This is a genomic window from Amycolatopsis sp. NPDC104775, assembly GCF_055583325.1.
Map to the genome: position 1 here is coordinate 447,777 of NZ_JBVJOE010000006.1, position 20,642 is coordinate 468,418.

At 69.0% G+C, this 20,642-nt stretch carries 21 protein-coding genes; 9 read left to right on the forward strand and 12 right to left on the reverse strand.

The features are described from left to right. Nucleotides 1-65: 65 nt before the first annotated feature. Entirely contained in the window at nt 66-884 is an 819-nt protein-coding gene (locus ACZ63D_RS28245; RefSeq protein WP_465357367.1) for a class I SAM-dependent methyltransferase, read from the forward strand. Here ACZ63D_RS28245 and ACZ63D_RS28250 read toward each other — a convergent pair. After that, nucleotides 824-1,486 carry a PadR family transcriptional regulator gene (locus ACZ63D_RS28250; protein ID WP_465357368.1) on the reverse strand — a complete coding sequence of 221 codons (663 nt, stop codon included), beginning with the start codon at nt 1,484-1,486 and terminating at the stop codon, nt 824-826. The genes ACZ63D_RS28245 and ACZ63D_RS28250 overlap by 61 nt on opposite strands. A gap of 170 nt (nt 1,487-1,656) precedes the next feature. On the opposite strand from ACZ63D_RS28250, the gene ACZ63D_RS28255 reads away from it, so the two are divergent. After that, nucleotides 1,657-3,309, forward strand: coding sequence for a glutamate--tRNA ligase (locus ACZ63D_RS28255; protein ID WP_465357369.1), 1,653 nt, complete (start codon nt 1,657-1,659; stop codon nt 3,307-3,309). A gap of 40 nt (nt 3,310-3,349) precedes the next feature. Here the strand turns inward: ACZ63D_RS28255 and ACZ63D_RS28260 are convergent, their stop codons facing one another. Next, nucleotides 3,350-4,009, reverse strand: coding sequence for a response regulator transcription factor (locus ACZ63D_RS28260; protein WP_465357370.1), 660 nt, complete (start codon nt 4,007-4,009; stop codon nt 3,350-3,352). Further along, nucleotides 3,994-5,238, reverse strand: a complete 1,245-nt coding sequence (locus ACZ63D_RS28265; RefSeq protein ID WP_465357371.1) for a sensor histidine kinase — start codon at nt 5,236-5,238, stop codon at nt 3,994-3,996. The genes ACZ63D_RS28260 and ACZ63D_RS28265 overlap by 16 nt, the downstream gene beginning before the upstream one ends. Nucleotides 5,239-5,421: 183 nt before the next feature. Between ACZ63D_RS28265 and ACZ63D_RS28270 the strand changes: the two genes are divergently transcribed. After that, on the forward strand, nt 5,422-5,838 hold the full coding sequence (locus ACZ63D_RS28270) for a hypothetical protein (RefSeq protein ID WP_465357372.1): 417 nt from the start codon (nt 5,422-5,424) through the stop codon (nt 5,836-5,838). Here the strand turns inward: ACZ63D_RS28270 and ACZ63D_RS28275 are convergent. After that, nucleotides 5,822-8,173: a penicillin acylase family protein gene (locus ACZ63D_RS28275; RefSeq protein ID WP_465357373.1), complete on the reverse strand. Its 2,352-nt coding sequence runs from the start codon at nt 8,171-8,173 to the stop codon at nt 5,822-5,824. The genes ACZ63D_RS28270 and ACZ63D_RS28275 overlap by 17 nt on opposite strands. Nucleotides 8,174-8,349: 176 nt before the next feature. Here ACZ63D_RS28275 and ACZ63D_RS28280 point away from each other — a divergent pair, with 176 nt between their 5' ends. Beyond that, nucleotides 8,350-8,883 (forward strand): DUF3558 family protein, encoded by a 534-nt coding sequence (locus ACZ63D_RS28280; RefSeq protein ID WP_465357374.1) that lies wholly within the window; start codon nt 8,350-8,352, stop codon nt 8,881-8,883. 1 nt (nt 8,884) lies between these two features. Here ACZ63D_RS28280 and ACZ63D_RS28285 read toward each other — a convergent pair whose 3' ends face one another. Next, nucleotides 8,885-10,141, reverse strand: coding sequence for an aspartate aminotransferase family protein (locus ACZ63D_RS28285; protein WP_465357375.1), 1,257 nt, complete (start codon nt 10,139-10,141; stop codon nt 8,885-8,887). An 87-nt stretch (nt 10,142-10,228) separates the two neighbouring features. Between ACZ63D_RS28285 and ACZ63D_RS28290 the strand changes: the two genes are divergently transcribed. Beyond that, on the forward strand, nt 10,229-11,131 hold the full coding sequence (locus ACZ63D_RS28290; RefSeq protein WP_465357376.1) for a LysR family transcriptional regulator: 903 nt from the start codon (nt 10,229-10,231) through the stop codon (nt 11,129-11,131). A 122-nt stretch (nt 11,132-11,253) separates the two neighbouring features. Here the strand turns inward: ACZ63D_RS28290 and ACZ63D_RS28295 are convergent, their stop codons facing one another. Continuing rightward, entirely contained in the window at nt 11,254-12,021 is a 768-nt protein-coding gene (locus tag ACZ63D_RS28295) for an LPXTG cell wall anchor domain-containing protein (RefSeq protein WP_465357377.1), read from the reverse strand. Between the two features lie 3 nt (nt 12,022-12,024). Then, nucleotides 12,025-12,591, reverse strand: coding sequence for a papain-like cysteine protease family protein (locus ACZ63D_RS28300; RefSeq protein ID WP_465357459.1), 567 nt, complete (start codon nt 12,589-12,591; stop codon nt 12,025-12,027). Nucleotides 12,592-12,989: 398 nt separating this feature from the next. Between ACZ63D_RS28300 and rlmN the strand changes: the two genes are divergently transcribed. Together rlmN and ACZ63D_RS28310 are read left to right on the forward strand one after the other, a co-directional pair. After that, nucleotides 12,990-14,096 (forward strand): dual-specificity RNA methyltransferase RlmN, encoded by a 1,107-nt coding sequence (rlmN, locus tag ACZ63D_RS28305; protein ID WP_465357378.1) that lies wholly within the window; start codon nt 12,990-12,992, stop codon nt 14,094-14,096. A gap of 28 nt (nt 14,097-14,124) precedes the next feature. Then, entirely contained in the window at nt 14,125-14,403 is a 279-nt protein-coding gene (locus tag ACZ63D_RS28310) for a hypothetical protein (protein ID WP_452076944.1), read from the forward strand. Between the two features lie 89 nt (nt 14,404-14,492). Here the strand turns inward: ACZ63D_RS28310 and ACZ63D_RS28315 are convergent, their stop codons facing one another. From ACZ63D_RS28315 to ACZ63D_RS28325, 3 genes are all read right to left on the reverse strand, one after another. Continuing rightward, nucleotides 14,493-14,741, reverse strand: a complete 249-nt coding sequence (locus ACZ63D_RS28315) for a hypothetical protein (RefSeq protein WP_465357379.1) — start codon at nt 14,739-14,741, stop codon at nt 14,493-14,495. A 365-nt stretch (nt 14,742-15,106) separates the two neighbouring features. Further along, nucleotides 15,107-15,694, reverse strand: coding sequence for a TIGR03086 family metal-binding protein (locus ACZ63D_RS28320; RefSeq protein WP_465357380.1), 588 nt, complete (start codon nt 15,692-15,694; stop codon nt 15,107-15,109). Between the two features lie 51 nt (nt 15,695-15,745). Continuing rightward, a complete protein-coding gene (locus ACZ63D_RS28325; protein WP_465357381.1) occupies nt 15,746-16,645 on the reverse strand; it encodes an alpha/beta fold hydrolase in 900 nt (299 codons plus the stop codon). A 56-nt stretch (nt 16,646-16,701) separates the two neighbouring features. On the opposite strand from ACZ63D_RS28325, the gene ACZ63D_RS28330 reads away from it, so the two are divergent. Continuing rightward, nucleotides 16,702-17,280: a TetR/AcrR family transcriptional regulator gene (locus tag ACZ63D_RS28330; RefSeq protein WP_465357382.1), complete on the forward strand. Its 579-nt coding sequence runs from the start codon at nt 16,702-16,704 to the stop codon at nt 17,278-17,280. On the opposite strand, the gene ACZ63D_RS28335 is transcribed toward ACZ63D_RS28330, so the two are convergent. Then, nucleotides 17,277-19,445, reverse strand: a complete 2,169-nt coding sequence (locus tag ACZ63D_RS28335) for a molybdopterin-containing oxidoreductase family protein (RefSeq protein WP_465357383.1) — start codon at nt 19,443-19,445, stop codon at nt 17,277-17,279. The two genes, ACZ63D_RS28330 and ACZ63D_RS28335, sit on opposite strands and share 4 nt — an antisense overlap. A gap of 186 nt (nt 19,446-19,631) precedes the next feature. Here ACZ63D_RS28335 and ACZ63D_RS28340 point away from each other — a divergent pair, with 186 nt between their 5' ends. Further along, entirely contained in the window at nt 19,632-19,934 is a 303-nt protein-coding gene (locus ACZ63D_RS28340) for an Imm53 family immunity protein (RefSeq protein ID WP_465357384.1), read from the forward strand. A 46-nt stretch (nt 19,935-19,980) separates the two neighbouring features. Here the strand turns inward: ACZ63D_RS28340 and ACZ63D_RS28345 are convergent, their stop codons facing one another. Continuing rightward, entirely contained in the window at nt 19,981-20,595 is a 615-nt protein-coding gene (locus ACZ63D_RS28345) for a glyoxalase (RefSeq protein WP_465357385.1), read from the reverse strand. Between the last annotated feature and the right edge of the window lie 47 nt (nt 20,596-20,642).

The following is a 20,642-nucleotide window of genomic DNA, read 5'->3' on the forward strand; positions in this document are numbered from 1 at the left end:
GGTTCTACGCTCTGAGCGGGAAAGCTGCCGCGTCCGTCGGAGCCCCGGGAGTCGGAAGGAGTGCCGTGCGCTGGTTGTTCCGCGGTCCGGCGGCGTCGCGAGAAGTCGTTCCCAGCCCGAACATTTGGTACTACCAGGACGTTTACGAGACGGAAAACCGGGCGCAGGACGCAGACGGCGAGATCTGGCGCGTACTGCGCGAAGAGTGCGACTGGACCGGTCGCGACCTTCTCGATCTCGGCTGTGGTGACGGATACCACTTGCCGTTCTTCGCCGAGGACGCGCGTTCCGTGCTGGGAATCGAACCGCACCCGCCGCTCGCGCGGGACGCGGAACGACGGGTGCGGGATCTGGAGAACGTGCAAGTCCGGGTGGGACGGGCGCAGCGGTTGCCGGTGGACGACGCCAGTGTGGACATCGTGCACGCGCGCACCGCGTATTTCTTCGGCCCTGGGTGCGAACCCGGGCTGCGTGAAGCGGAACGGGTGCTGCGGCCCGGAGGATCGATCGTGATCGTCGACCTCGACGTGACCAGCGAACCGTATGGCGGGTGGATGCGGGCAGACTTGCCGCAGTACGACCCGCCTGCGGTAGAACGCTTCTTCGCCGCGCAAGGCTTCAACTGCCGGCGCGTACGCACGCGTTGGCGCTTCGCGGACTTCGCCGCGGCGGAATCAGTGTTGAAGATCGAGTTCAGCGCGAAGGTCGCGCAGCGGGCGATCGCCGACACGCGCCGGCTGAACCCGGGATCGGGCGAGGTGACGCTGCCGGTGGGCTATCGCGTGCATTGCCGCGTCAAACCCACCGGCCTCGTCCTGCCCGGTCACTCGGCTGCCTCTCCGGACTCGGCGGAATCGTCCTCGACCTCGCCGAGGATCGAGTAGATCGACCGCCGTGCTTCGTTGAGCACGTCCACCGCGCGGGCCTGCTGGTTCTCGCTCCCGGCGCGCATCACCTGCACGACGGCCGCGGCCAGCGTCGCGCCTGCCTTGCGGAGGTCGTGCTCGACTGGTTCGACGTCGTCGGTGAAGTGCTCCCACGGCGGGGTGCCGGTCTGCTGCTCGGCGGTGGCGCGGCCCTCGTCGGTGAGCTCGAAGAGCTTCTTGCCGGTCTCGTCCCGGCTCACGACCAGGCCTTCGTCGGCCAGCATCTGCAGGGTCGGGTAGATCGAGCCGGGGCTGGGCTTCCAGAGCCCGCCGCTGCGCTCGCCGATCTCGCGGATGATCTCGTACCCGTGCCGCGGCTGTTCCGCGAGCAGGGTGAGGATCGCCGCCCGCACGTCGCCGCGCCGGCCGCGCCGGGAGCCGCGGCGTCCGCCCGGACCGTGGCCGCGTCGTCCGCGACCGCCCGGCCCGAAAGCGAACTCCCCGAATTCCCGGCCCCACGGGCCGAACGAGGACCGTCCGTGCTGGTCGTGCTCTCCGTGTTCGTGATGTCCGCCGGGGAAGGAGCGTCCGCCGGGGAAAGGGTGTCGTCGTCGGTTCATGGTCTGAATTCCTTTCTCGAACTGTTGCGACACGTTCACGATATATCGTAAACGGTCGGTTGGCAACCGTGCCGACAACGCGGGGACCTGAGCGACCGGCGGCGACGGCGGTCGGCGATACTCGACGCACTAGCGAAAACACCCGAACGACCTGGGAGACCCGACCTCCGATGCTGGACCGTGCGGTCATCGACGCCCTCTTCCCCGCGGATCTGCCCGAGCCTGAGCACTGGGAACAGCGCTACCCGGCCCGGCAGCTGCCCGAAGGCGCGAAGGTGACCCGGTTCGGCCCGTCGCCGACCGGCTTCGTGCACATCGGCGGCATCTACGTCGCGACGATCGACCAGGACGTCGCGCGCCGCTCCGAGGGCCGCTACCTGGTGCGCGTCGAGGACACCGACCAGTCACGCGAGGTCGAAGGCGCGCTGGAGCAGTTCGAACGCGGCTTCGCGTACTTCGGGCTGCAGGCTGACGAGGACGCGGTGCGCGGTGGCGACTACGGCCCGTACCGGCAGTCCGAGCGCGAGCAGATCTACCTCACCTACGTACGCCACCTGCTGCGCGAAGGCCGCGCGTACATCGACTTCGCGACGAAGGACGAGCTGGCGTCCATCACTGCACGGCAGCAGGCGACGAAGCTCCCGACGGGCTACTACGGCTCGTGGGCGATCTGGCGCGACGCCGACCCGGCCGACGTGCAGGCGAAGCTCGACGCGGGCGAGCCGTGGGTGGTCCGCTTCCGCGCGCCCGACGACACCGGGCAGCGCGTGCGCTTCACCGACGCGATCCGCGGCACCATCGAGGCCGAGGCCAACCGCAACGACGTGGTGATCCTCAAGAGCTCCGACCAGAGCCCGCGGCTGCCGACCTACCACTTCGCGCACGCGGTCGACGACCACCTGATGCGCGTGAACCTCGTGATCCGCGGCGACGAGTGGATCTCGTCGGTGCCGACGCACCAGCAGCTGTTCGACGCGCTGGGCTTCGAGTCGATCCAGTACGCGCACATCGCGCCGCTGATGAAGCAGGAGGGCGGCAGCAAGCGCAAGCTGTCCAAGCGCAAGGACCCGGAAGCCTCGGTCGACTTCTACCTCGAAGCGGGCTACCCGGTCCCGGCGGTGCTCTACTACCTGCGCGGGCTGGCGAACGGACGGCTCGCCGAGATGCCGCTCGCCGAAGCGCTCGACGCGCCGATCAACCTCGACGAATGCGGTGTCGCCGGTCCGCTCGTGGACCTGGTGAAGCTGGACGACCTCGCCGCGGACTACGTCGCGACGCTGTCCGGCGAGGAGATCCTCGCGGCGGTGCTGGAGTGGGCCGAGCGGTTCGACCCGGAGCTGAAAGCGGTCCTGGAGTCCTCGCGCGAGCTGGCGCTGCGCGCGCTGGCGGTGGAACGCGAGGGCGTCGAGAACCCGCGCAAGGACTTGAAGAAGTGGAGCGAGTTCCGCGCCGTCTACGGGTTCTTCTTCCCGCAGCTGCACCAGGCGGTGACCGGTCCGGACGACGAGCGGATCGCGGCGCTCGGCGTTCCGGCGGACGTCGTGCGCGCGGTGGCGTCGGACTTCGTGTCGGCGTACCAGCAGCTCGACGACGGCCAGGAGTGGTTCCAGCAGATCCGCGACGTCGCGGCGAAGCACGGGTTCGCCAAGAACGCCAAGGAATACAAGAAGAACCCGGACGCCTACCCGGGTTCGATCCGCGAGGCGTCGCAGATCATCCGGATCGCGATCACCGGGTCGACCCGCAGCCCGGACCTGCACTCGATCACGCAGGCGCTCGGCGCGGAGGAAACGTTGCGGCGCTTCGGAAATCTGGTCGGATGACTCCGAAACGGCCCGCATCTGTTTCGGGTGCGGGCCGTTTTCAGTGCTGTTTTCCGGGCCGGTTCAGATAGGCCAGCACGGCGAGGACGCGCCGGTTTCCGGTGTCGTCGTCGCTGATGCCGAGTTTGCCGAACAGCGACGTCGTGTACTTGCTGATCGCGCTTTCGCTCAGGAACAGCCGCCGGGCGATCTCCGCGTTCGACAGGCCTTCGGCCATCAGTTCCAGCACCGAACGCTCGCGCTCGGTCAGCGAGCCGAGGCGCTGATCCGGCGATCCGCTCGTGAGCAGTTTCGAGATCACCCCCGGGTCCATCGCCGTGCCGCCGGCGGCGACGCGTTCGAGGGCGTCTATGAACTGTTCGGCCTCGAAAACGCTGTCCTTCAACAGGTATCCGACGCCGCCGGCCCCGTCGGCGAGAAGCTCGCGAGCGTAGAGCTGTTCGACGTGCTGGGACAGGATCAGCACCGGCAGCCCGGGCGTCTCGCGTCGCGCGGCGAGCACCGCGCGCAGGCCTTCGTCAGTTTGCGTCGGCGGCATCCGGACGTCGACCACGGCGACGTCCGGCCGATGTTCCCGCAGCACGGCGACGGTTTCCGGACCGGTCGTCGCGGTCGCCACCACCTCGTGGCCGTAGGCCTGCAGAAGGCGGACGAGTCCGTCGCGGAGCAGGTAGAGGTCTTCGGCTACGACGATGCGCATGGCACCATCATCCACGCTCGGGTCGGGCCGCCTTGCGGGCTGGTGATCTCGACCGTGCCGTCGAAGACCGCGAGGCGGCGGCGCAGTCCGGCGAGTCCGCCTTCGGGACGGATTTCGGCCCCGCCGCGACCGTTGTCCTCGACCTCAGCGCACAGCTGATTTCCTTTCTGCAGAAGGGAAACTCGCACGTGCGACGCGTGGGCGTGCTTCACCGCGTTGGCGAGCAGCTCGGCGATTCCGAAGTACAGCGCGGATTCGATCGGCGGATCGAGCGGCTGCGCCAAAGCGGCCTCGACGGTGACGTCCACCGGCAGGTCCATCGCCATCGCGCGGACCGCGTCGACGAGGCCGCGTTCGTTCAGCACCGGCGGGCTGATGCCGCGGACGAGTTCGCGCAATTCCGTGAGCGAGGTGGCCGCACCGGTCCGGGCGTCGCGCAGCAATTCCTTGGCCTGGTCGGGATTGGTCTCCATCAGTTTCTCCGCGGTCGCCAGCGCGAGGCCGAGCGCGACCAGCCGGGCTTGCGCGCCGTCGTGCAGATCCCGTTCGATGCGGCGGATTTCCGCGGCCTGCGCGATGGTCGTGTCCGCGCGCTGGGCGGTGAGGGTGTCGACCCGGTCAGCCAGCTCCATCGCCGTGGACGCGCCCAGGAAGCGCTTGGCCACCGGGATGACGCTCCGCCACGCGTACGGCGCGGTCGCGAGCGTCACCAGAAGACCGGCCAGGTAGCCGTTCGGGAGATTCACCAAGGTCAGGGCCGCGACGACGACACCGAGCAGCGGCACGAGCGAGACCAGGCCGAACGAGAACGGCGCGAGCAGGGCAAACCGCAGGTCCCGCCAGGTCGCCGGGTCGGAGCGCCAGTTCTTCAGCCGCTGTTCGCGCCGGGCCTCTTCCTTGGTGCGCGAGTAGGAGTGGCCGTTCCACCAGTATCCGGTCGACAACTGGGTCACCGGCGGCAGCTCGCGGTATCCGGACGGGAGCACGAGGCCGGTCCAGTTCGCGACCAGTGCCCGGGCCATCCGGCAGACGGGCCGCGCCAGCGCGAACGTTCCGATCATCGCCCAGACGAACGGCGCGATCCACGACCAGGGGTTTCCGCCCCACCATTGCCACAGGCCGACCGCGGCCGCCCATACGGCCGGAATCAGCAGGGCCACCCCCGCAGCCTGGGCGGCGCGGACGAAACCCGCCCCGCAGTCGCGCACCCAGGACCATAGCTGTCGCATCGTTTCTTTCCCCTTATCTGTCCGGCTTCGCGGTCCACTGTGCACCACGAAATGCCGGATTCCCGCCGTCGCGGGACAGGAGTGGGTCCAGACCCACCCCCTTGTGCGCCCAGACCCATACCGGGTCCGGCCGCGGCTTCCTAGCGTTACTGGCACAACGGGAAACCACAAGGGAGAACAGCAATGCAGACCACCGAACGCCCCGCCGCCACCACCGACACCGCCGTCCAGCGCTCGTTCGGCTTGGCGAAAGGTCTCGTCGTGGCTTACGGAGTGATGGGCGTAGCCGTCTTCGGCACCATCGTCGCGGTGGCTGTCGCCAGCGGGGCGGCGACCAGCTTCATGTGGACGCGGTCCGCGCTGGTGCCGGTCAGCGCCGCGATCGTGTACTGGCTCGTCTCGCTCGCGGCGCGCGGATCGAACCGGGCTTATCAGCGGGCGCGGCTCATCTCGATCGTCGCGCCGGTCGCGCTCGTCGGTGTCGACCTGATCCCGGGGGCGTGCCCGACCTGGTTCCTCCTGCTGCAGACGGCCTGCGCGGTTCTGCTCGCCGCCGCCGCGGTCCCGCTCGTCCGGCTGCGGGCTACGTTCCCGAAGTGAACTTCGGGACCAGCCGGATCCGGACGTCGAGGTTCCGTTCGACCGCCGCGCGGCTCGACAGCAGGGGGAACGAGCCGCCGGAGGACCACAGGTCGTTCAGGTCCCGGTAGTGCGGGCTGCGCGGGTCGCCGGACTGGCCCGGCGCGTTGATCGCCCGCGACGCGTCCCAGTCGCCGACGTCGAGCGCCATCTTGAAAGTCGCGCCGATGATCTGCTGGTAGGTGAGCGGGTGGAAGAACGACGGGTGGACGGTCTGATAGTCGCCGCCGACCGGGGTCGGGCCGACGTTCGGGCCGCCCGCCGGGTGCACGAACTCCTGGTACTGCAGCGAGCCCCAGCGCCACTTCGCCGGGTCGGCGCCGAGTTTTCCGGCGACGTCGCGGAAAGCGAGGGGGAGAGTGTCGAGGATGAGCTTGTCGCGTTTGGCCGCGCCGCCCGGACCGAACCACGCGTCCGGGTCGGCGAACGACGCGAGCACGAGGCTGAAATCCGGATTGATGGTGCGGGACAGGACATCCGCGGCGGCTTGCGGGAGCATCGTGTGCGCCCAGCCGCCGTGGAGGTACTTGAGCAGCCAGGTTTCGTACAGCGCGGCCGGGGCGGAATCCACCGAGGCGACGCCGTCGAAACCGCGCAGCAGATCGAGCGCCTTCGCGGTGTCCGGATCGGCGGAGGAGAGCTTCCGGAGGAACGGGGTGAGCCGGGTGGCCAGCAAGGATTTTTCGTCGCGCTGGATGGCGAGCGAATCGGCGACGCGGGCGCGCGGCGTGGACTTGATCAGCTCGTCGATCCGCTCCTTGCGATACGGCAGCTGCCATTCGTAGTTGGAGACCACCGGGAAGCCCGGCGGAAGGTTGTAGTCGTTGGCGGAGGCGAAGAATCCGGCCGGCGGGTTGTGCTGCCACGGGAGTTCGGAGTTGGCGTGGAAGCCGTTCCACTCGTAGCGTCCGTCGCCGGGGACGGGCAGCAGGCCGTCGTATCCGGCTCCGGTGCGGCGCGGGGTCAGCGCGCCGGGGACGTAGCCGATGTCGCCGTGGACGTCGGCGTAGACGAGATTCGACCCGGGCGCGCCCCAGGTGCGCATCCCGGCGGTGAACTCGGTGAAATCGCGGGCACGCTGGTAGTTCAGGCTGCCGAGGTAGGCCGCGCTGCCCGGTTCGGTCCACGCGGTGCGCACGGCGAACGCCCGGTGCCCCGCCTCGTCGACCTTCACGATCGGGCCGTGCCAGGTGAAGGCCAGTTCGCGGGTCACCGGCGGTTGGCCGAGGACCGGGATGGTTTCGGTGATCCTGGTGATCGGTTCCCAGCCGCCGCGGTAGCGGTACCGGTTGTGGTCGGCGGGGTCGAGGTCGTAGACGTAGAGGTCGGTCTGGTCGACCGGAAGGTTCGTCAGCCCGAACGCCACGGAATCGTTGTGCCCGATCGCGATGCCCGGGTTCCACGGCTCGCCGGCCCCGGTGAGGTTGAGGCCGGGCGCGGAAAGCTGGGCGACATAGCGGCCGGACGGCAGCGCGTCGGCGCCCCGGTGCGGGTCGTTGGCGAGGATCGGCCGTCCGGTGGCGGTGCGGTTCGGGCCGATCGCCCACGAGTTGCTGCCGCTGGTGGCGTCGGCGATGTCCTTCGGCCCGGCGACGCCCTTCGGGAACGTGACGGACGCGGTCGCCTTGTTGTACACGGAAAGCACGTCGCCGGGGACCGAACAGGGATCGAGACCTTCGGGGACCGCGGCCTCGTGGTCGGGGTGCAGGCTGCGGAGGTATTTGCTCGCGTTCGGTCCGGCCTGGCACACCATTTGCGCGCGGGCGACCTCCCACATGAGGTTCTCGCCGATCGCGTGCGTGCGGATGCGGACGACGTCCTCGGGCTGCCAATGCGACGGCCGGTAGCCGAGCTTGCCGAACTCCGGCGGGACGGCCTCGGGGTGTTTGGCGAGCCAGTCGACGTAGGAGTTGATGCCTTCGGCGAACCGGGTGGCGGCGAGTTTGGCTTCCGGGCCGTAGGAGGCCCATTCCTTCTGGAGGTCGCCGCGGTAGAGGAACAGCCGGGCGGCACGGTCTTGGTCCACATAGGACTCGCCGAGGACCTCGCTGAGCAGACCGAGCCCGCGGCGGCGCCAAGTGTCGAGCTGGAACAGCCGGTCGCGAGCGACGGTGAAGCCCTGGGCGTAGAACAGGTCCGCGGTGTTGGCGGCGTAGATGTGCGGGACGCCCCACTTGTCGATGAGCACCTCGACCGGGCGGGAAAGACCGTCGAGACCGATCGCGGGGCTCGCGGCGGCGGGCGTCGTGCCGAGCAGTGTCAGAACGAGTATCAGGACGGTAGCTTTCGACCGCATTTCCCCACCCCCGGCAGCAGCGTTGACCCCGCGCACGCTAATCGGGGCGGAAGCGGGGACCCACCCCTGAACCGGGACGAGTAGGGGGAACCGGACGGCGTGCGGTGCCGTCCAAGGTGCCGCTCGGGAGCCGTTCCATTACTGTCCCGAGCCAGACCGGACTCCTGGGGGAAGCGATGCGACGAGTGGTGGCGACGGCCGCGGCGGCCTTGGTGTGCGTGCTGGGGCTCGCGGCCTGCGGCAGCAGCACCGAGGGCGGCGACAAGAATGTCGTGACCGCTGGCAGCAGTGCCGAGCCGGAGCAGCAGGACGGCGGCAAGACCGGCACACCGCTCGCGAACACCGACCCGTGCAGCCTGCTCAAGCCGTCTGACGTGCCCGAACTCGAGCAGGAAAGCAGCACGACGCCCAAGGCCGACGGCCGCCGGTGCGAGGGCCCCGGCTACTCGGTCACCATCTCGGAGGTCGACGCGGAGGGCTACGCCGTCCAGTTCGAGGGCTCGACGGTCAAGCCGATCTCCGACATCGCCGGGTACAAGGCGGGCATGACGGACACCCGCGACTCTTGGCAGAACAGCTGCGCCGTCATCCTCGCGGTGACGACCAACGAGCTGGTGTTCGTCGCCGTGAACGACAAGCAGGACCCGTCGAAGAGCTGCGATATCGCCAAGAAGGCGGCGACCGCCGTCGCGGGCCGCGTTCCCCGCTGAGCTACGAGACGTCCCCGATCGCTTCGTCCAGAATGGACAGTCCGAGGTCGATCTCGCTTTCCGACGCGGTCAGCGGCGGCGCGATCCGGAACACGCCACCCATCCCGGGCAGCTGCACGATGTTCATGTGCAGCCCGAGTTCGAGGCACCGCTGTGTCACGCGCGCGCCGAGCTTGTCCGCGTCCGGTCCGCCGCCGCTCAGTTCCAGTCCGGCGAGCAGGCCACGGCCGCGGATCTCGCCGACCGCCTCGTGCCGCGCCGCGATTTCGTCGAGGCCGGTGCGCAGCCGGGTGCCGAGCTGGCGGGCGCGTTCGTCGAGGCGGTCGCGGATCAGGACGTCCAGCACGGTGTTTCCGACTGCCGCCGGGAGCGGGTCCGAGACGTGCGTGGTGAAGAACAGGTACCCGCGGTCGTGGGCTTCCTGCTCGATTTCCGCGCTCGTCAGCACCGCGGCGAGCGGCAGACCGGCACCGAGAGTCTTCGAGACCGTGAGGATGTCCGGGACGACGCCGTCGTGCTCGAAGGCGTACCAGGTTCCGGTGCGGCACAACCCGGTCTGTGCCTCGTCGAGGATCAGCAGCATGCCGCGTTCCCGGCATTTCCGTTGCAGCGCCGGGAAATATCCTGGCGGCGGCACGAGGATGCCGCCGGAGCTGAGGATCGGTTCCACCAGGCACGCGGCGAGGCTGCCGACCGATTGCGCGTCGATCAGGTCGAACGCGAGGTCCAGTTGGCGTTCCCAGTCTTCGCCGGGAACCGGGATGGCGAAGTTTCCGGGTGCGCCCGGGCCGTAGCCTTTACGACCCGCGCTGTAGGTGGCGCTCGCCGCGGCCTGCGTCATCCCGTGCCAGGACCGGGCGAACGAGACGATCTCGTGCTTGCCGGTCACCAGCTTGGCCATTCGCAGCGCGGCCTCGTTGGACTCGGCGCCGGTGGTGAGCAGCAACGCCTTTTCCAGCGGATCCGGCAGCGTCTCGGCGAGCCGCCGGGCGAGGTCGACCACCGGGCGGCTCAGCATTCCGCTGAACAGGTGGTCGAGCTTCGCGGCCTGCTTCCGGACGGTCTCGACGATCTCCGGATGCGCGTGCCCGAGGATCGCGCTCATCTGTCCGGACGTGAAGTCGAGGATCCGCCGCCCGTCCTCGGTGAAGACGAAGCTGCCCTCGGCGCGGTCGATGATCTCGCCGGTGAACGAGCCGGGCCCGGCGTAGCGGACGAGGTGCCGGTCGACGTCGGACCAGAAGGTGTCGGTGGCCATGCCTTCGACGGTAGGGCCGGGCTGAGCGCCGCGTCCATCTCACAGTTTCCGCTTGCCTGTGCGATGGCGTCGAACAACGATGGGGCCATGTTGAACCCGTGGCGGCTGCGGTTGCTGAGCAGGCTGGCCGTGCTGGGCACGGTTCGCGCGGTCGCGCAGGACGTGAATCTCAGTGCCTCCACGGTGTCGCATCAGCTCGCGGTGCTGGAGACCGAAACCCGCACCCGGCTGCTGGAACGCACCGGCCGGCGCGTTCGGCTGACGCCCGCCGGGGAGAAACTGGCCCGGCAGGCGCGCGCGATCCTCGACCATCTCGACGCGGTCGAGGCCGAACTGCGCGGCGACGAACCGGCCGGACTGGTGCGGATCGGCGCGTTCCAGAGCGCGATCCACACCTTCGCCGTGCCCGCCGCGACCCGCCTCGCGCAGGACTATCCGCGGCTGGAAACCGAACTGGCGGAACGGGAACCGCACGAAAGCGTCCCGGCGCTGCGGGCGGGCGACAGCGACGTCGTCATCACCACCACGGACTTCGCCGACCTGCCGCTCGGCCCCGACCTCGAGATCATCCGGCTGGCGACCGACCCGATCGTGCTGGTCACCGCCCTCGACCGGCCGTGCCCGCCCGGTCCCGCGGTGCTCGCGGACTACGCCGGCGAACCGTGGGCGCTCGACATTCCCCCGTCGTACATGGCGAATCTGACGCTGCGGCTGTGCCGCGAATCGGGGTTTGAGCCGCGCGTGGTGTGCCGGTTCAGCAATTATCTGATGACCTTGCAGCACGTCGAGGCCGGGCTGTCGATCGCGCTGCTGCCCGGGCTCGCGGTGGATCCGCGGTACCGGGTCGCGACGAGGGCGCTGGCGACGCCGGTGACGCGCACGATCGTCGCGGTCACCCGCCGGGGATCGCCGCGACGGGCGGCGGTGAACGCGGTGCTCGACGCGCTGCGGCAGCCGGTCGAGCTTCCGACGGCGGTTCGGCAGGGTTAGCCGACGATTCGCGCCGCTTTCGGACCGTAGCGCCGCCAGGGTTTTCGTACTGGCGGGCACGAGCGTCGGCTCTTGCTTTCGAGAGCGAAAGGCGGCAGGGGCGTACCCCTGCCGCCAGTCGGTCACTCGCTGTGCTGGGAACGGCGGCGCAGGAGGAACGCGCCGCCCGCGGCTGCCGCGGCCGCCCCGCCGATGGCGAGCGCGATGGCCGGGTTGCCGTCCTGGCCGGTGTCCGGGGCGGTGACCGCGTAGCCGCCGCCCGCGCCGGTCTTGTCGTAGGTCGAGCCAGGGAGCTTGTCGCCATAGCGTTTCTGCAGTTCGGCCCGGTAGGCGGCGAGGGTGACCCGGGTGCCCGCGGGGACGCCGGATACCGCGCCGTCGAGGACGGTCACGGTGTCGCCGGAGACCGAGTACCACGCGTTGACCTGCGGTTCGTGCAGCAGGTAGCCACCGTGCGCGGCGGCCGCGTGGGCCTGTTCGTCGTTGCCGGAGGCGACGTTGACGACCTGCCAGCCGGCCTTGCTCGGCTGAGCCCAGACGGTGGCCGCGCGGCCGTCGGCGAGATGGGCGGGGGAGGCGACGTAGGCCAGTGCGGCCGGGACGTCGGATTCGCCGTTGATGAACGCCGCGGTCGGTTCGTAGACCGGGATCTGGGTGGTGGCGTCGGCCGCGGCGCGGGTGGCGTGCGCGGCCGCCGGTGCCGCGCCGGGGAACTTCGTGTGCGCGAGCCGGGCGGCGGTGCCCGGGCTGGCGAGCAGTCCGGAGAGCGCGGCAGTGTCCGAGGGGGACGGCCCGGTCGGCGATGGGGCGGCCGACGCCGGGTTCGCGGCGAAGACCGCGGCGGCGATGGCTCCGGATGCGACAGTGGCGCGGAGGATGGTTCGCGACATGATTCAGCCCACCATTCCGTAGACGGTGTGGGTCCAGGAGAATTGGTTGTTGGAGACGTAGTAGCTGTAGTTCATGGAGTTGTAGCGGTTGTTCGACGGCCACGGGTCGCCGTATTCGACGACGTTGCCGTCGGAGTCGTCGTAGCCGTAGAGGACGTGCATGTGGCCGCCGCCGGAGTTCCAGCCGATCCGGGTGCCGATGGGCTGTCCGGCGTCGATCTGGTTCCTGATGCCGGAGAAGGAGAGCCGGTAGCCGTTGGAATTGTAGGCGCCGACGTTGCGGAACCCGAGGTAGCGGAAAACTCTTTGCTGGTCGCTGAGGTAGCCCTGGCGGTTCGCGCAGTCGCTGCCGGATTCGTTGTGCGCGATCTGGCAGAACCGGGTCTGGGTCAGCGAATAGCCCCAGAACGCGGCGATGGTGTTGCCGCTGGCGTCCCAGCACCACTGGTCTTTCTGCTGGGCCTGCATGGAGATGTTCGTTTCGCCCGCGTCCGCGGCGGTGGGAACGGCGAGCGCGGCCGACGCGGCGGTCGCGACCACCGCTATTCCGCGCAGAATCGAAGACGGCACTTTCACGGGAGCCTCCAAGGGGGAAGCCCGGCCGGACCGGGGAATTCCCGGACCGGTGGGGAAGGGGGAGATGCGCCGGGAACGCTACGCGTGCGAAGTTTGCGGCGACTACCGACTAATGGCGGTATTCCGTTGCCGAAGCGCCGCGGCGGATATTTCTACGCCGGTCGATTATGTGCCCGCCCGACGCCGATAATAAGGGAATTCACCCCGGAAAGCATTCGGCAATCCGACCTTCGTAGGGTGTTTTTCCGTTGAACCGGGCCCGTCATTCGTCGCCAGCCGTTCCGGCGACCTGGCGGCCGGACCGCGCCAGCGCCGGTCGCTGACCCGGTTGGCCCGCCCGCGGCCGAGGGGGCGGAGCGCCTGGTTCGCGCGTATGAGACACTTGATCGGTCATGACTGCCCTCCCTCTTGTTTTCGACGCGCCCAAGCGCGGCCTGCCGCCGCGCCATCTCGCCGACCTCACGGTGGCCGAGCGAGCCGAGGCTGTCGTCGAACTGGGCGAGAAGGCGTTCCGCGCCAAGCAGTTGTCGAACCACTATTTCTCGCGGCTCACCGTCGACCCGGCGGAGATGACCGACATCCCGGCCGCCTCGCGCGAAAAGCTCGTGGCCGACCTGATGCCGCTGCTGCTCACCGAGGTGCGCGCACTGGCCGCGGACGGCGGCGCGACCCGCAAGACCCTGTGGCGCGCACACGACGGGACGCTGCTGGAAAGCGTGCTCATGCGCTACCCGGACCGCGCCACGCTGTGCATCTCCAGCCAGGCCGGCTGCGGGATGGCGTGCCCGTTCTGCGCGACCGGCCAGGGCGGCCTGGACCGCAACCTCTCGACCGCGGAGATCGTGGACCAGGTCCGCGACGCCGCCGCGGTCATGCGCGACGGCTCGATGCCCGGCGGCCCGGGCCGGCTGTCGAACATCGTGTTCATGGGCATGGGCGAGCCGCTGGCGAACTACAAGCGCGTGGTGGCCGCGGTGCGCCGGATCACCGATCCTGCGCCGGGTGGTCTGGGCATCGGTCAGCGTTCGGTGACGGTGTCGACGGTGGGTCTGGCTCCGGCGATCCGGAAGCTGGCGGACGAGAAGATGCAGGTGCGGCTGGCGGTGTCGCTGCACACGCCGGACGACGAGCTGCGGGACACGCTGGTGCCGGTGAACAACCGGTGGTCGGTGGACGAGGTTCTCTCGGCGGCGCGGTACTACGCGGACACTTCCGGTCGGCGGGTGTCGATCGAGTACGCGTTGATCCGGGACATCAACGACCAGCCGTGGCGGGCGGAGCTGCTGGCGAAGCGGCTTCGGAAGCATTTGGGCCAGTTGGTGCATGTGAACGTGATCCCGTTGAATCCGACGCCGGGTTCGAAGTGGGACGCGTCGCCGAAGCCGGTGGAGCGGGAGTTCGTGCGGCTGGTGAACGCGGGCGGGGTCGCGTGCACGGTGCGGGACACCCGTGGTCAGGACATCGCGGCGGCCTGCGGACAGCTCGCCGCCGAAGGTTGAGCGAACAGTTCAGAGTGGAGTAGTTGTCTTGTTGTGTGCGCCGAGCCTGCTCGATCCGGCGGCTGAGGAACTGAAGCTGGCCGACGTCAACGGCCGCCAGACCGCGGTGGACGTGGCCCGGACGGCCCGCACCCTGCTGGGCGAGCGGTTCGATTCGGGAAGCTTCATGTACGTCCTGATGCGCGCCTTCGAGGTGGAGTACACGGCCGCGCGGGAAGCATCGCGGTGGCACGAGTTCCACGGCGGGCCGCGGGCGTTGTCGGACGCTGACCTGGAGAAGCTGCTCGCTCCCTGGCTTGCTCGCTGATCATCCCGCCGGTCGTTCGGGAACTGTTTCGGGTCCCTGCCAAGGGTGTGCTGGTGCATCCTCGGCTGGCCGGAGCGGTGCTCGATCTGTCAGCCGCCCCACAAGTCGTGAAGCTTGTTTCCCTGCTGGTCGAAGGTGGCGAAGTCACCGTTGACCGATACTGACACGCCGCCTGGCCAGTAAGTCACCTCGAGGGCGCGGATCTGATCCTCATCGAGCGACGCCGAGACATGTCCCCCGTCCGCCAGGTCGTAGCACATGCCGGTCGGCTCGAAGCACACCTGGCCGCCGTCGTCGCCGTATACCCCGAACCGCACTGAAATCCTGTTCTCTGCCAAGCGGAATTCCTTAACTTCACGGGTGGTATTTGTGCGGCAAGGTGATGTTTTCGGCTGATCTTCAGTGTGCCGGACGATGCTGATTTTTGGTACCTGTTCCAGGGGTTGCTCGCACTGTGGTTGATCACCTGGTTCGGGGCGCGGTGTCTCGGGTTGAAACCACGGATCAGACGGTGATGTGCCTGGCTGACGGACGCCGGATGAAGCCCGCCGTGGGGGAGTGGTCGCTCGAAGGCCGGGGGCATGGCAGCCCGGTGCAGCGGGAGATCGGCGAGAAGGTCGCGCGGGTCAGAGAAGCCGCGCGGAAAAACCCGGAATCGGGCGGTGCCGTCCGCCGTCGAATCCATATCCATCCGATCCCGTGGTTATCGTCGCGGGCTCCGGCCCATCAAGTGCAGCAACCGGTCCTGCCGCGACGCCGACTCGCCGAGCGCCCCTGGCGCGGCGAAGAACCGATGCGTCGTATCGGCGGCAATAGGCGATTCCGCCAGCCCGGCGTAAATCTCTTCGAGGCTGCCGCTGATCCACGCGACCAGATCAGGGTCGAGACGGTCGTCCACGCCCAATGCTCGCGCCAGATCCCAGGCGTGGATGGCGGAATCCGTAGCCCGCACGGCCAGCGCTTGCCGTCCACGCACCCGGCCCAACGGATAGTCGAGCACCCGATCCAACGCACCAGGACGCCTGAACGCGTCGGCGACCAGCTGCACCGACGCGGTGTACGCGACGACCGGATCGTCGCCTAGCGCATCGGCATCGCGCATGCGCAGGAAGTCCTTGCGGCTGCCACCGGCCAGCAGATCGACGTAGTTGAGATTGCCCCGCACCATGTGGTTGACGAGCTGGCGCACGTTCCACTCCGCACAGGGCGTCGGGGCCGTCCACTGTTCCGGGCGGACAGACGGCAAGCGCTGGCCGAATTCGGTGCTGGCGGTGAGAAAGCGGTCGATCATGGCAGTCAGTCTTTCGCCGCGAGGGCCCGATGCGCTGGCGTAAATCCGACGTTATCCCGAGATGAACGCGGTCAACGCCGCCACGACGGCACCGGGCTGTTCGTCCGGGATGAAGTGCCCGGAATCCGGGATGACGACGCCGGTCGTGTTGTCCGCCCACGGCCTGAGGGAGGCGGCCATGTCGGGGATCGAGCCGTGCGAGCTGGAGATGCCCAGGACTGGGACGGTCAAGCGCTGCCGGTCGAGCGCGGCTCGGTTCTTGCGTGCTGATTCCGCTGCGTCGCGGTAGTAGGCGAGCGAAGCCCGGAGACCGCCCTCGGCTGCGATGGCGGCGGCGTAGTGGTCGATCTCCGCACTGTCGAACGCGGACAGGGCTTTGGCGTTCAGGAACCATTCGACGTACTCGCGTTCGCGATCGGCGAGCAGGGTCTCGGGAAGGTCGGGCACCAGGTGGAACGCGAAATGCCAGGTCTTCCAGGCCCGGTCGGGATCGGTGGGGATGGAGTCCGGGAGGGTGATTCCGGGGATGCCGGCGTCCAGCAGGGCGACCCCGTGCAGGCGCTCTTCGTATTGCAGGGCCAGCGAGAAGGCGACCCAGGCCCCGACGTCGTGGGCGGCTAGCCAGTACTTCGGCACGTCGAGTGCGGTCACCGCGGCGTGGACGTAGGCGGCGACGGTGTGGGTGTCGTAGCTGTCGTGCGGCCGGTCGGAGTGGCCTTGCCCGGGCAGGTCGATCGCGACCACGCGGAAGCGCTCGGCGAGGCCCGGCATCGCTTTGTGCCAGGCCCACCAGGTCTGCGGGAACCCGGCGAGCAGGACGAGGGCGGGGCCGGTCGGCTGGCCGCCTTCCACGGCGTGGAGGCGGACGCCTTCCGCGTCGATCCAGTGGTGGGTAAAGCCGGGCAGGTCGGGCAGGGGCAGGGCGGAGATCGGGCTCGCGGCGGTGGGCATGGCTCCAGCCTAGCTCATCTTGAACCGATCAGTTCAAGATGAGCTAGGCTGGACGCATGGCCGGTAAGAAGCAGTTCGAGATAGACGTCGTGCTCGACGCGGCGATGATCCAGTTCTGGCGGGCCGGGTACGCCGACACCTCGCTCGACGACCTCTCCAAGGCGACCGGATTGAACCGCAGTTCCATCTACTCCTCGCTCGGCGACAAGGACTCGCTGTACCTGAGCTGCCTGAACCGCTACGCCGCGCGCTACGGAGACAGGTACGACGAGGCTTTGGCGAGCGCGGCCGAGGAACCGCTGCGGGCGGTGCGGGAGTTCTTCGAGGTCACCCTGAACCGCATCGCCGACCCCGAGGTGCCAGACGGATGCCTCGTCGCCCAGACCGCGATGGCGATCCCGGTGCTGAGCCCGGACATCGCCGCGCGCGCGACCGAAGCGTTGCGCGCTCAGCATGCGCGATTGCGGACCGCGGTGAAGGCCGCGAAAGTGCCCGACGCCGACGACTTCGCCGTTCACCTCGCGGCGGTCAATCAATCGCTGGCCGTGATGAGCCGGGCCGGCGCGAGCCAGCAGCAGCTCCGCGCGATAGTCGACGTCAGCCTGAACGCGCTGGCGCAGGCGTTGCGGGGCTAGTCTTTGCGGATCTCGCAAAGGGAAGCGCGCAACGGCGAGCTGCCGCTGACCGGGTCGCTCGGGCCTTGGCTCAGCACGAGATTGAGGTTCGCGCTGCCCTCGCCGAACGGCGGATAGCCGGGCTGGCCGAGTTCGCCGGCGGGCTGCCACCAGCCGTGCTGTCCGCAGACGACGCCCGGGCGCAGGTTGGCGTTGAACTTCGCTTTCGCGCGAATACTCCCCAACGGCGTCTCCAGCCGTACCCAATCCCCGGCGGAAATCCCTCGGGCCGCGGCGGTTTCCGGATGCAGTTCGACGGCGGGTTCCGGCGCGGACTTGCGCAGGCTGGTGATGTGCCGATGCTGGGTCTCGCAGAAGAACAGCGACTTCGCGCAGGTGAGGATCAGCGGGTACCGCGTCGCCAGGTCCGGCCGGGACAGCGGGCTGATCGACGGTTCGGCGAAGGTCGGCAGCGGCGGATATCCGTGTTCCAGCAACGCTTCCGAGTACAGCTCGACCAAGCCGGACGGGGTACGGAAACCGCTCCGTTCATACTTGCGGTAGATCGTCGCCAACGGCAGCTGGATCCCTTCCGGGGCGGCGCGCAACTCATCGAGCGTGAGGCCGCTGGGCGCGAGCTGGTGGTGCCAGGCCGCCTCGATGTCGCCGTGGAAGAACTCATGGCCCAAACCGAGCGCGACGGCGAGGTCGAAGATGATCCGCAGATCCGAACGGGCTTCGCCGCGGGCGGGGACCAACGGCTGTCGCAATTGGACAGTCGACTGCGCGGCCTGGCTGGTCTCGAAGCCGATCCGCAGCGCCTCGGCCTCCCACGCGCTGGTCGCGGGCAGCACGAGATCCGCCTGCTCCGCGGTCGGGTTGAGGAACAAATCGGTGTGGACGAAGAAATCCAGCGCGCGCAGAGCGTCCCGGCCTCGGGCGCTGTCGCCGTGGGCCAGGACCAGATTGCCGCCGAAATTGACCAGCGCCCGGGCTCGGTAAGGCACCTCATCCAGTGCTGCCCGGTAGAAGTCCTCGCCGGTGACGAACTCGAACCTCGCCGGGCCGAGCGGACGCTCCCGCACGCCGATGGCCTTGGCGCGCTGCTCGGGCGACAGCAGATCCCGGCCGTCGACCGGGTTGCTCGGCACGGGCGTGAACAGCACGTTCCCGCCGGGTGTGTCGACGCATCCGGTGAGCGCGTAAAGCTGGCCGATGGCCCGCACGGTCTGGGTCGCGTTGCTGTGCTGCTCCAGGCCGCTCCAGGTGTAGAACGCGACCGGACGCTGCTCCCACAGCAGCCGCGCCGTGGCGACGATCTGGTCCGCAGGCACGCCGGTGATCTCCTGAGCGACTTCGGGCGGGTACTGCGCGCATTCCTCGACAATCAGGTCCCAGACCCGGCGGGACTCGCTGACCGGCTTCAGCGCGTTGGTCCACCGCTCGACGAATTCCTTGTCGTACCAGCCGTTGTCGATCATCACGTGGGTGAGCGACAACGCCAGCGCCGCGTCCGTGCCCGGGCGCACCCGCAGCCATTGATCGGCCTTGCTGGCCAGCCCGGCCCGCCGGGGATCGACCACGACGAGCTTCGCCCCGCGACGCAACGCGGCGGTGGTCGCGGTGGCGTGCGCGAGTCGTGAGACCGACGGGTTGTAGCCCCAGTAAAGGATGCACTGGGCGTTCTCGAGATCGGGCAGGTAAGCGCCGGGGACTGGCTCGCCCCAGGTGTAGAGCGTGGCCAGACGACGGCCCCAGCCGCAGAGTTCCATGTAGCTGACGAAGTTGGGGCTGCCGAAGGCACGCCGGAGCCGGGTCAGCCACTCGATGCTGTCCGACATCGCCGACGTCGAGGGCGAGGCGCTGCCGAACACCACCGCTTCCGGCCCCGATTCCTCGGCGATCGCGGTCAGCCGGGACGCGATCGTCGCCAGCGCCTCGTCCCAGCTGACGCGCTCCCACCCCGGGTCGTCCGCGCCTTTCGGGGCGGTGCGGCGCAGCGGGTGCACCAGCCGGTCCGGATGCGCGACGATCTCCGGCGCGGCCTTGCCTTTGACACAGAGCGCGCCGCCGGTCGGATGGCCGGGCAGCGGGCGAAGCGCGAGCAGCCGCCCGTCCTCGACCGTCGCGGTGGCCCCGCACCTCGACACGCACAGCGGGCAGAACGTCGGCACCTCGGTCGCCATGGCGCACCTCCGGACTCTGCCTGGGAGTCGGGTCTGCTCCGTCCGGCGTTTCACCGGTGGGCGTTCACGGGTGAACGGAGCCCACGAACGGGCGGCGTAACTCGGTGGCCTCCCGGCCGGGATGCACGGCAGACTTGGCGTCGTCGCCAGGTCGGCGAAGAAGTGCTGCACCCGAGGGGTTTTCCGGTGGCTTTGGGAGAGAGTTTCCAGTTCCTTCTGGACTGGTACGCCGAGCAATGCGACGAGGATTGGGAACACGAGTTCGGCGTCCAGTTGAACACCCTGGACAATCCGGGCTGGTCTCTCGAAGTCGATCTGGAAGACACCGATCTCGCCGGACGTCTCCAGGAGCGCTGCGTTTTCGAGGACGAAACAGGTCGCTGGGCACAATGCTGGTCGGACGGCGAAAAGTTCCACGGAGTCTGCGACCCGGCCTCGTTCGACCGGGTCCTCGCCCAGTTCAAGGCCTTCGCGGGCCAGCCGGGCTGACGGGCCGGGATCCGCCGAGCGGGTCCCGGCGGATCCACCCGGCCCGTCACCCGGCCAGAACCGAAGTCTCCCAAGCGAATCCGTCCGGGTTCGTGATCCGCCCGGCGTCCCCGCCGATGGTCAGCAGGTGCGCACCCGAACCTTCCTCCGGCACCCCGGCGTCCTTCGCCAGTGCCTTCCGGCCGTAAAGCGCCAGCTTGATCGGGCTCGTCTCGAATTCCACGTACTTGCGGCCGTAGCTCTTGCCCACCGCGAGCCCGTGCGAGACGTAGAACTGCTTGGTCGCCGCCACATCCGAAGCACCCAGCAGCAGCACCATCTGGTCGTATTCCCGGACCCCGGCGCCGGAGTCCTTCTTCGTGGAAGTCGCGACCTTCCAGATCGCCCCGTCCGGAGCCTGCACCACCCCGCCGAAACCCCACAGCGACTTAGTCGCCGGTTTCAGCGAAGTAGCTCCCGCGGCGAGGGCAGCGTCCAGGTACGCGACCGCGTTGGCGGGCTGGGAAACGGTGAGCGACAAGGTAAATCCGCGGAAGCCGGTGCTCGGCGCGGTGGCTTGGCGGAAGCGGAGACGGTCGCCCAGATCGAACGCGGCGGTGTAGAAGCGTTCGGCGGCGGCGACATCGGGAACGTCCAGGGTGACGAAGTCGAAGGAGGTCATGCCGTAAACGCTAAGTCCGGCACCCGTCCGGAAGCTTCTTGATTCCT

Excerpts from the sequence above, each read along its gene's own strand:
- ACZ63D_RS28280 (WP_465357374.1), top strand. The coding sequence starts at position 8,350 with ATGCGACGAGTGGTGGCGACGGCCGCGGCGGCCTTGGTGTGCGTGCTG.
- rlmN (WP_465357378.1), top strand. The coding sequence starts at position 12,990 with ATGACTGCCCTCCCTCTTGTTTTCGACGCGCCCAAGCGCGGCCTGCCG.
- ACZ63D_RS28255 (WP_465357369.1), top strand. The coding sequence starts at position 1,657 with ATGCTGGACCGTGCGGTCATCGACGCCCTCTTCCCCGCGGATCTGCCC.
- ACZ63D_RS28320 (WP_465357380.1), bottom strand. The coding sequence starts at position 15,694 with ATGATCGACCGCTTTCTCACCGCCAGCACCGAATTCGGCCAGCGCTTG.
- ACZ63D_RS28335 (WP_465357383.1), bottom strand. The coding sequence starts at position 19,445 with ATGGCGACCGAGGTGCCGACGTTCTGCCCGCTGTGCGTGTCGAGGTGC.
- ACZ63D_RS28285 (WP_465357375.1), bottom strand. The coding sequence starts at position 10,141 with ATGGCCACCGACACCTTCTGGTCCGACGTCGACCGGCACCTCGTCCGC.
- ACZ63D_RS28260 (WP_465357370.1), bottom strand. The coding sequence starts at position 4,009 with ATGCGCATCGTCGTAGCCGAAGACCTCTACCTGCTCCGCGACGGACTC.
- ACZ63D_RS28325 (WP_465357381.1), bottom strand. The coding sequence starts at position 16,645 with ATGCCCACCGCCGCGAGCCCGATCTCCGCCCTGCCCCTGCCCGACCTG.
- ACZ63D_RS28330 (WP_465357382.1), top strand. The coding sequence starts at position 16,702 with ATGGCCGGTAAGAAGCAGTTCGAGATAGACGTCGTGCTCGACGCGGCG.
- ACZ63D_RS28270 (WP_465357372.1), top strand. The coding sequence starts at position 5,422 with ATGCAGACCACCGAACGCCCCGCCGCCACCACCGACACCGCCGTCCAG.
- ACZ63D_RS28345 (WP_465357385.1), bottom strand. The coding sequence starts at position 20,595 with ATGACCTCCTTCGACTTCGTCACCCTGGACGTTCCCGATGTCGCCGCC.
- ACZ63D_RS28265 (WP_465357371.1), bottom strand. The coding sequence starts at position 5,238 with ATGCGACAGCTATGGTCCTGGGTGCGCGACTGCGGGGCGGGTTTCGTC.
- ACZ63D_RS28250 (WP_465357368.1), bottom strand. The coding sequence starts at position 1,486 with ATGAACCGACGACGACACCCTTTCCCCGGCGGACGCTCCTTCCCCGGC.
- ACZ63D_RS28275 (WP_465357373.1), bottom strand. The coding sequence starts at position 8,173 with ATGCGGTCGAAAGCTACCGTCCTGATACTCGTTCTGACACTGCTCGGC.
- ACZ63D_RS28290 (WP_465357376.1), top strand. The coding sequence starts at position 10,229 with ATGTTGAACCCGTGGCGGCTGCGGTTGCTGAGCAGGCTGGCCGTGCTG.
- ACZ63D_RS28295 (WP_465357377.1), bottom strand. The coding sequence starts at position 12,021 with ATGTCGCGAACCATCCTCCGCGCCACTGTCGCATCCGGAGCCATCGCC.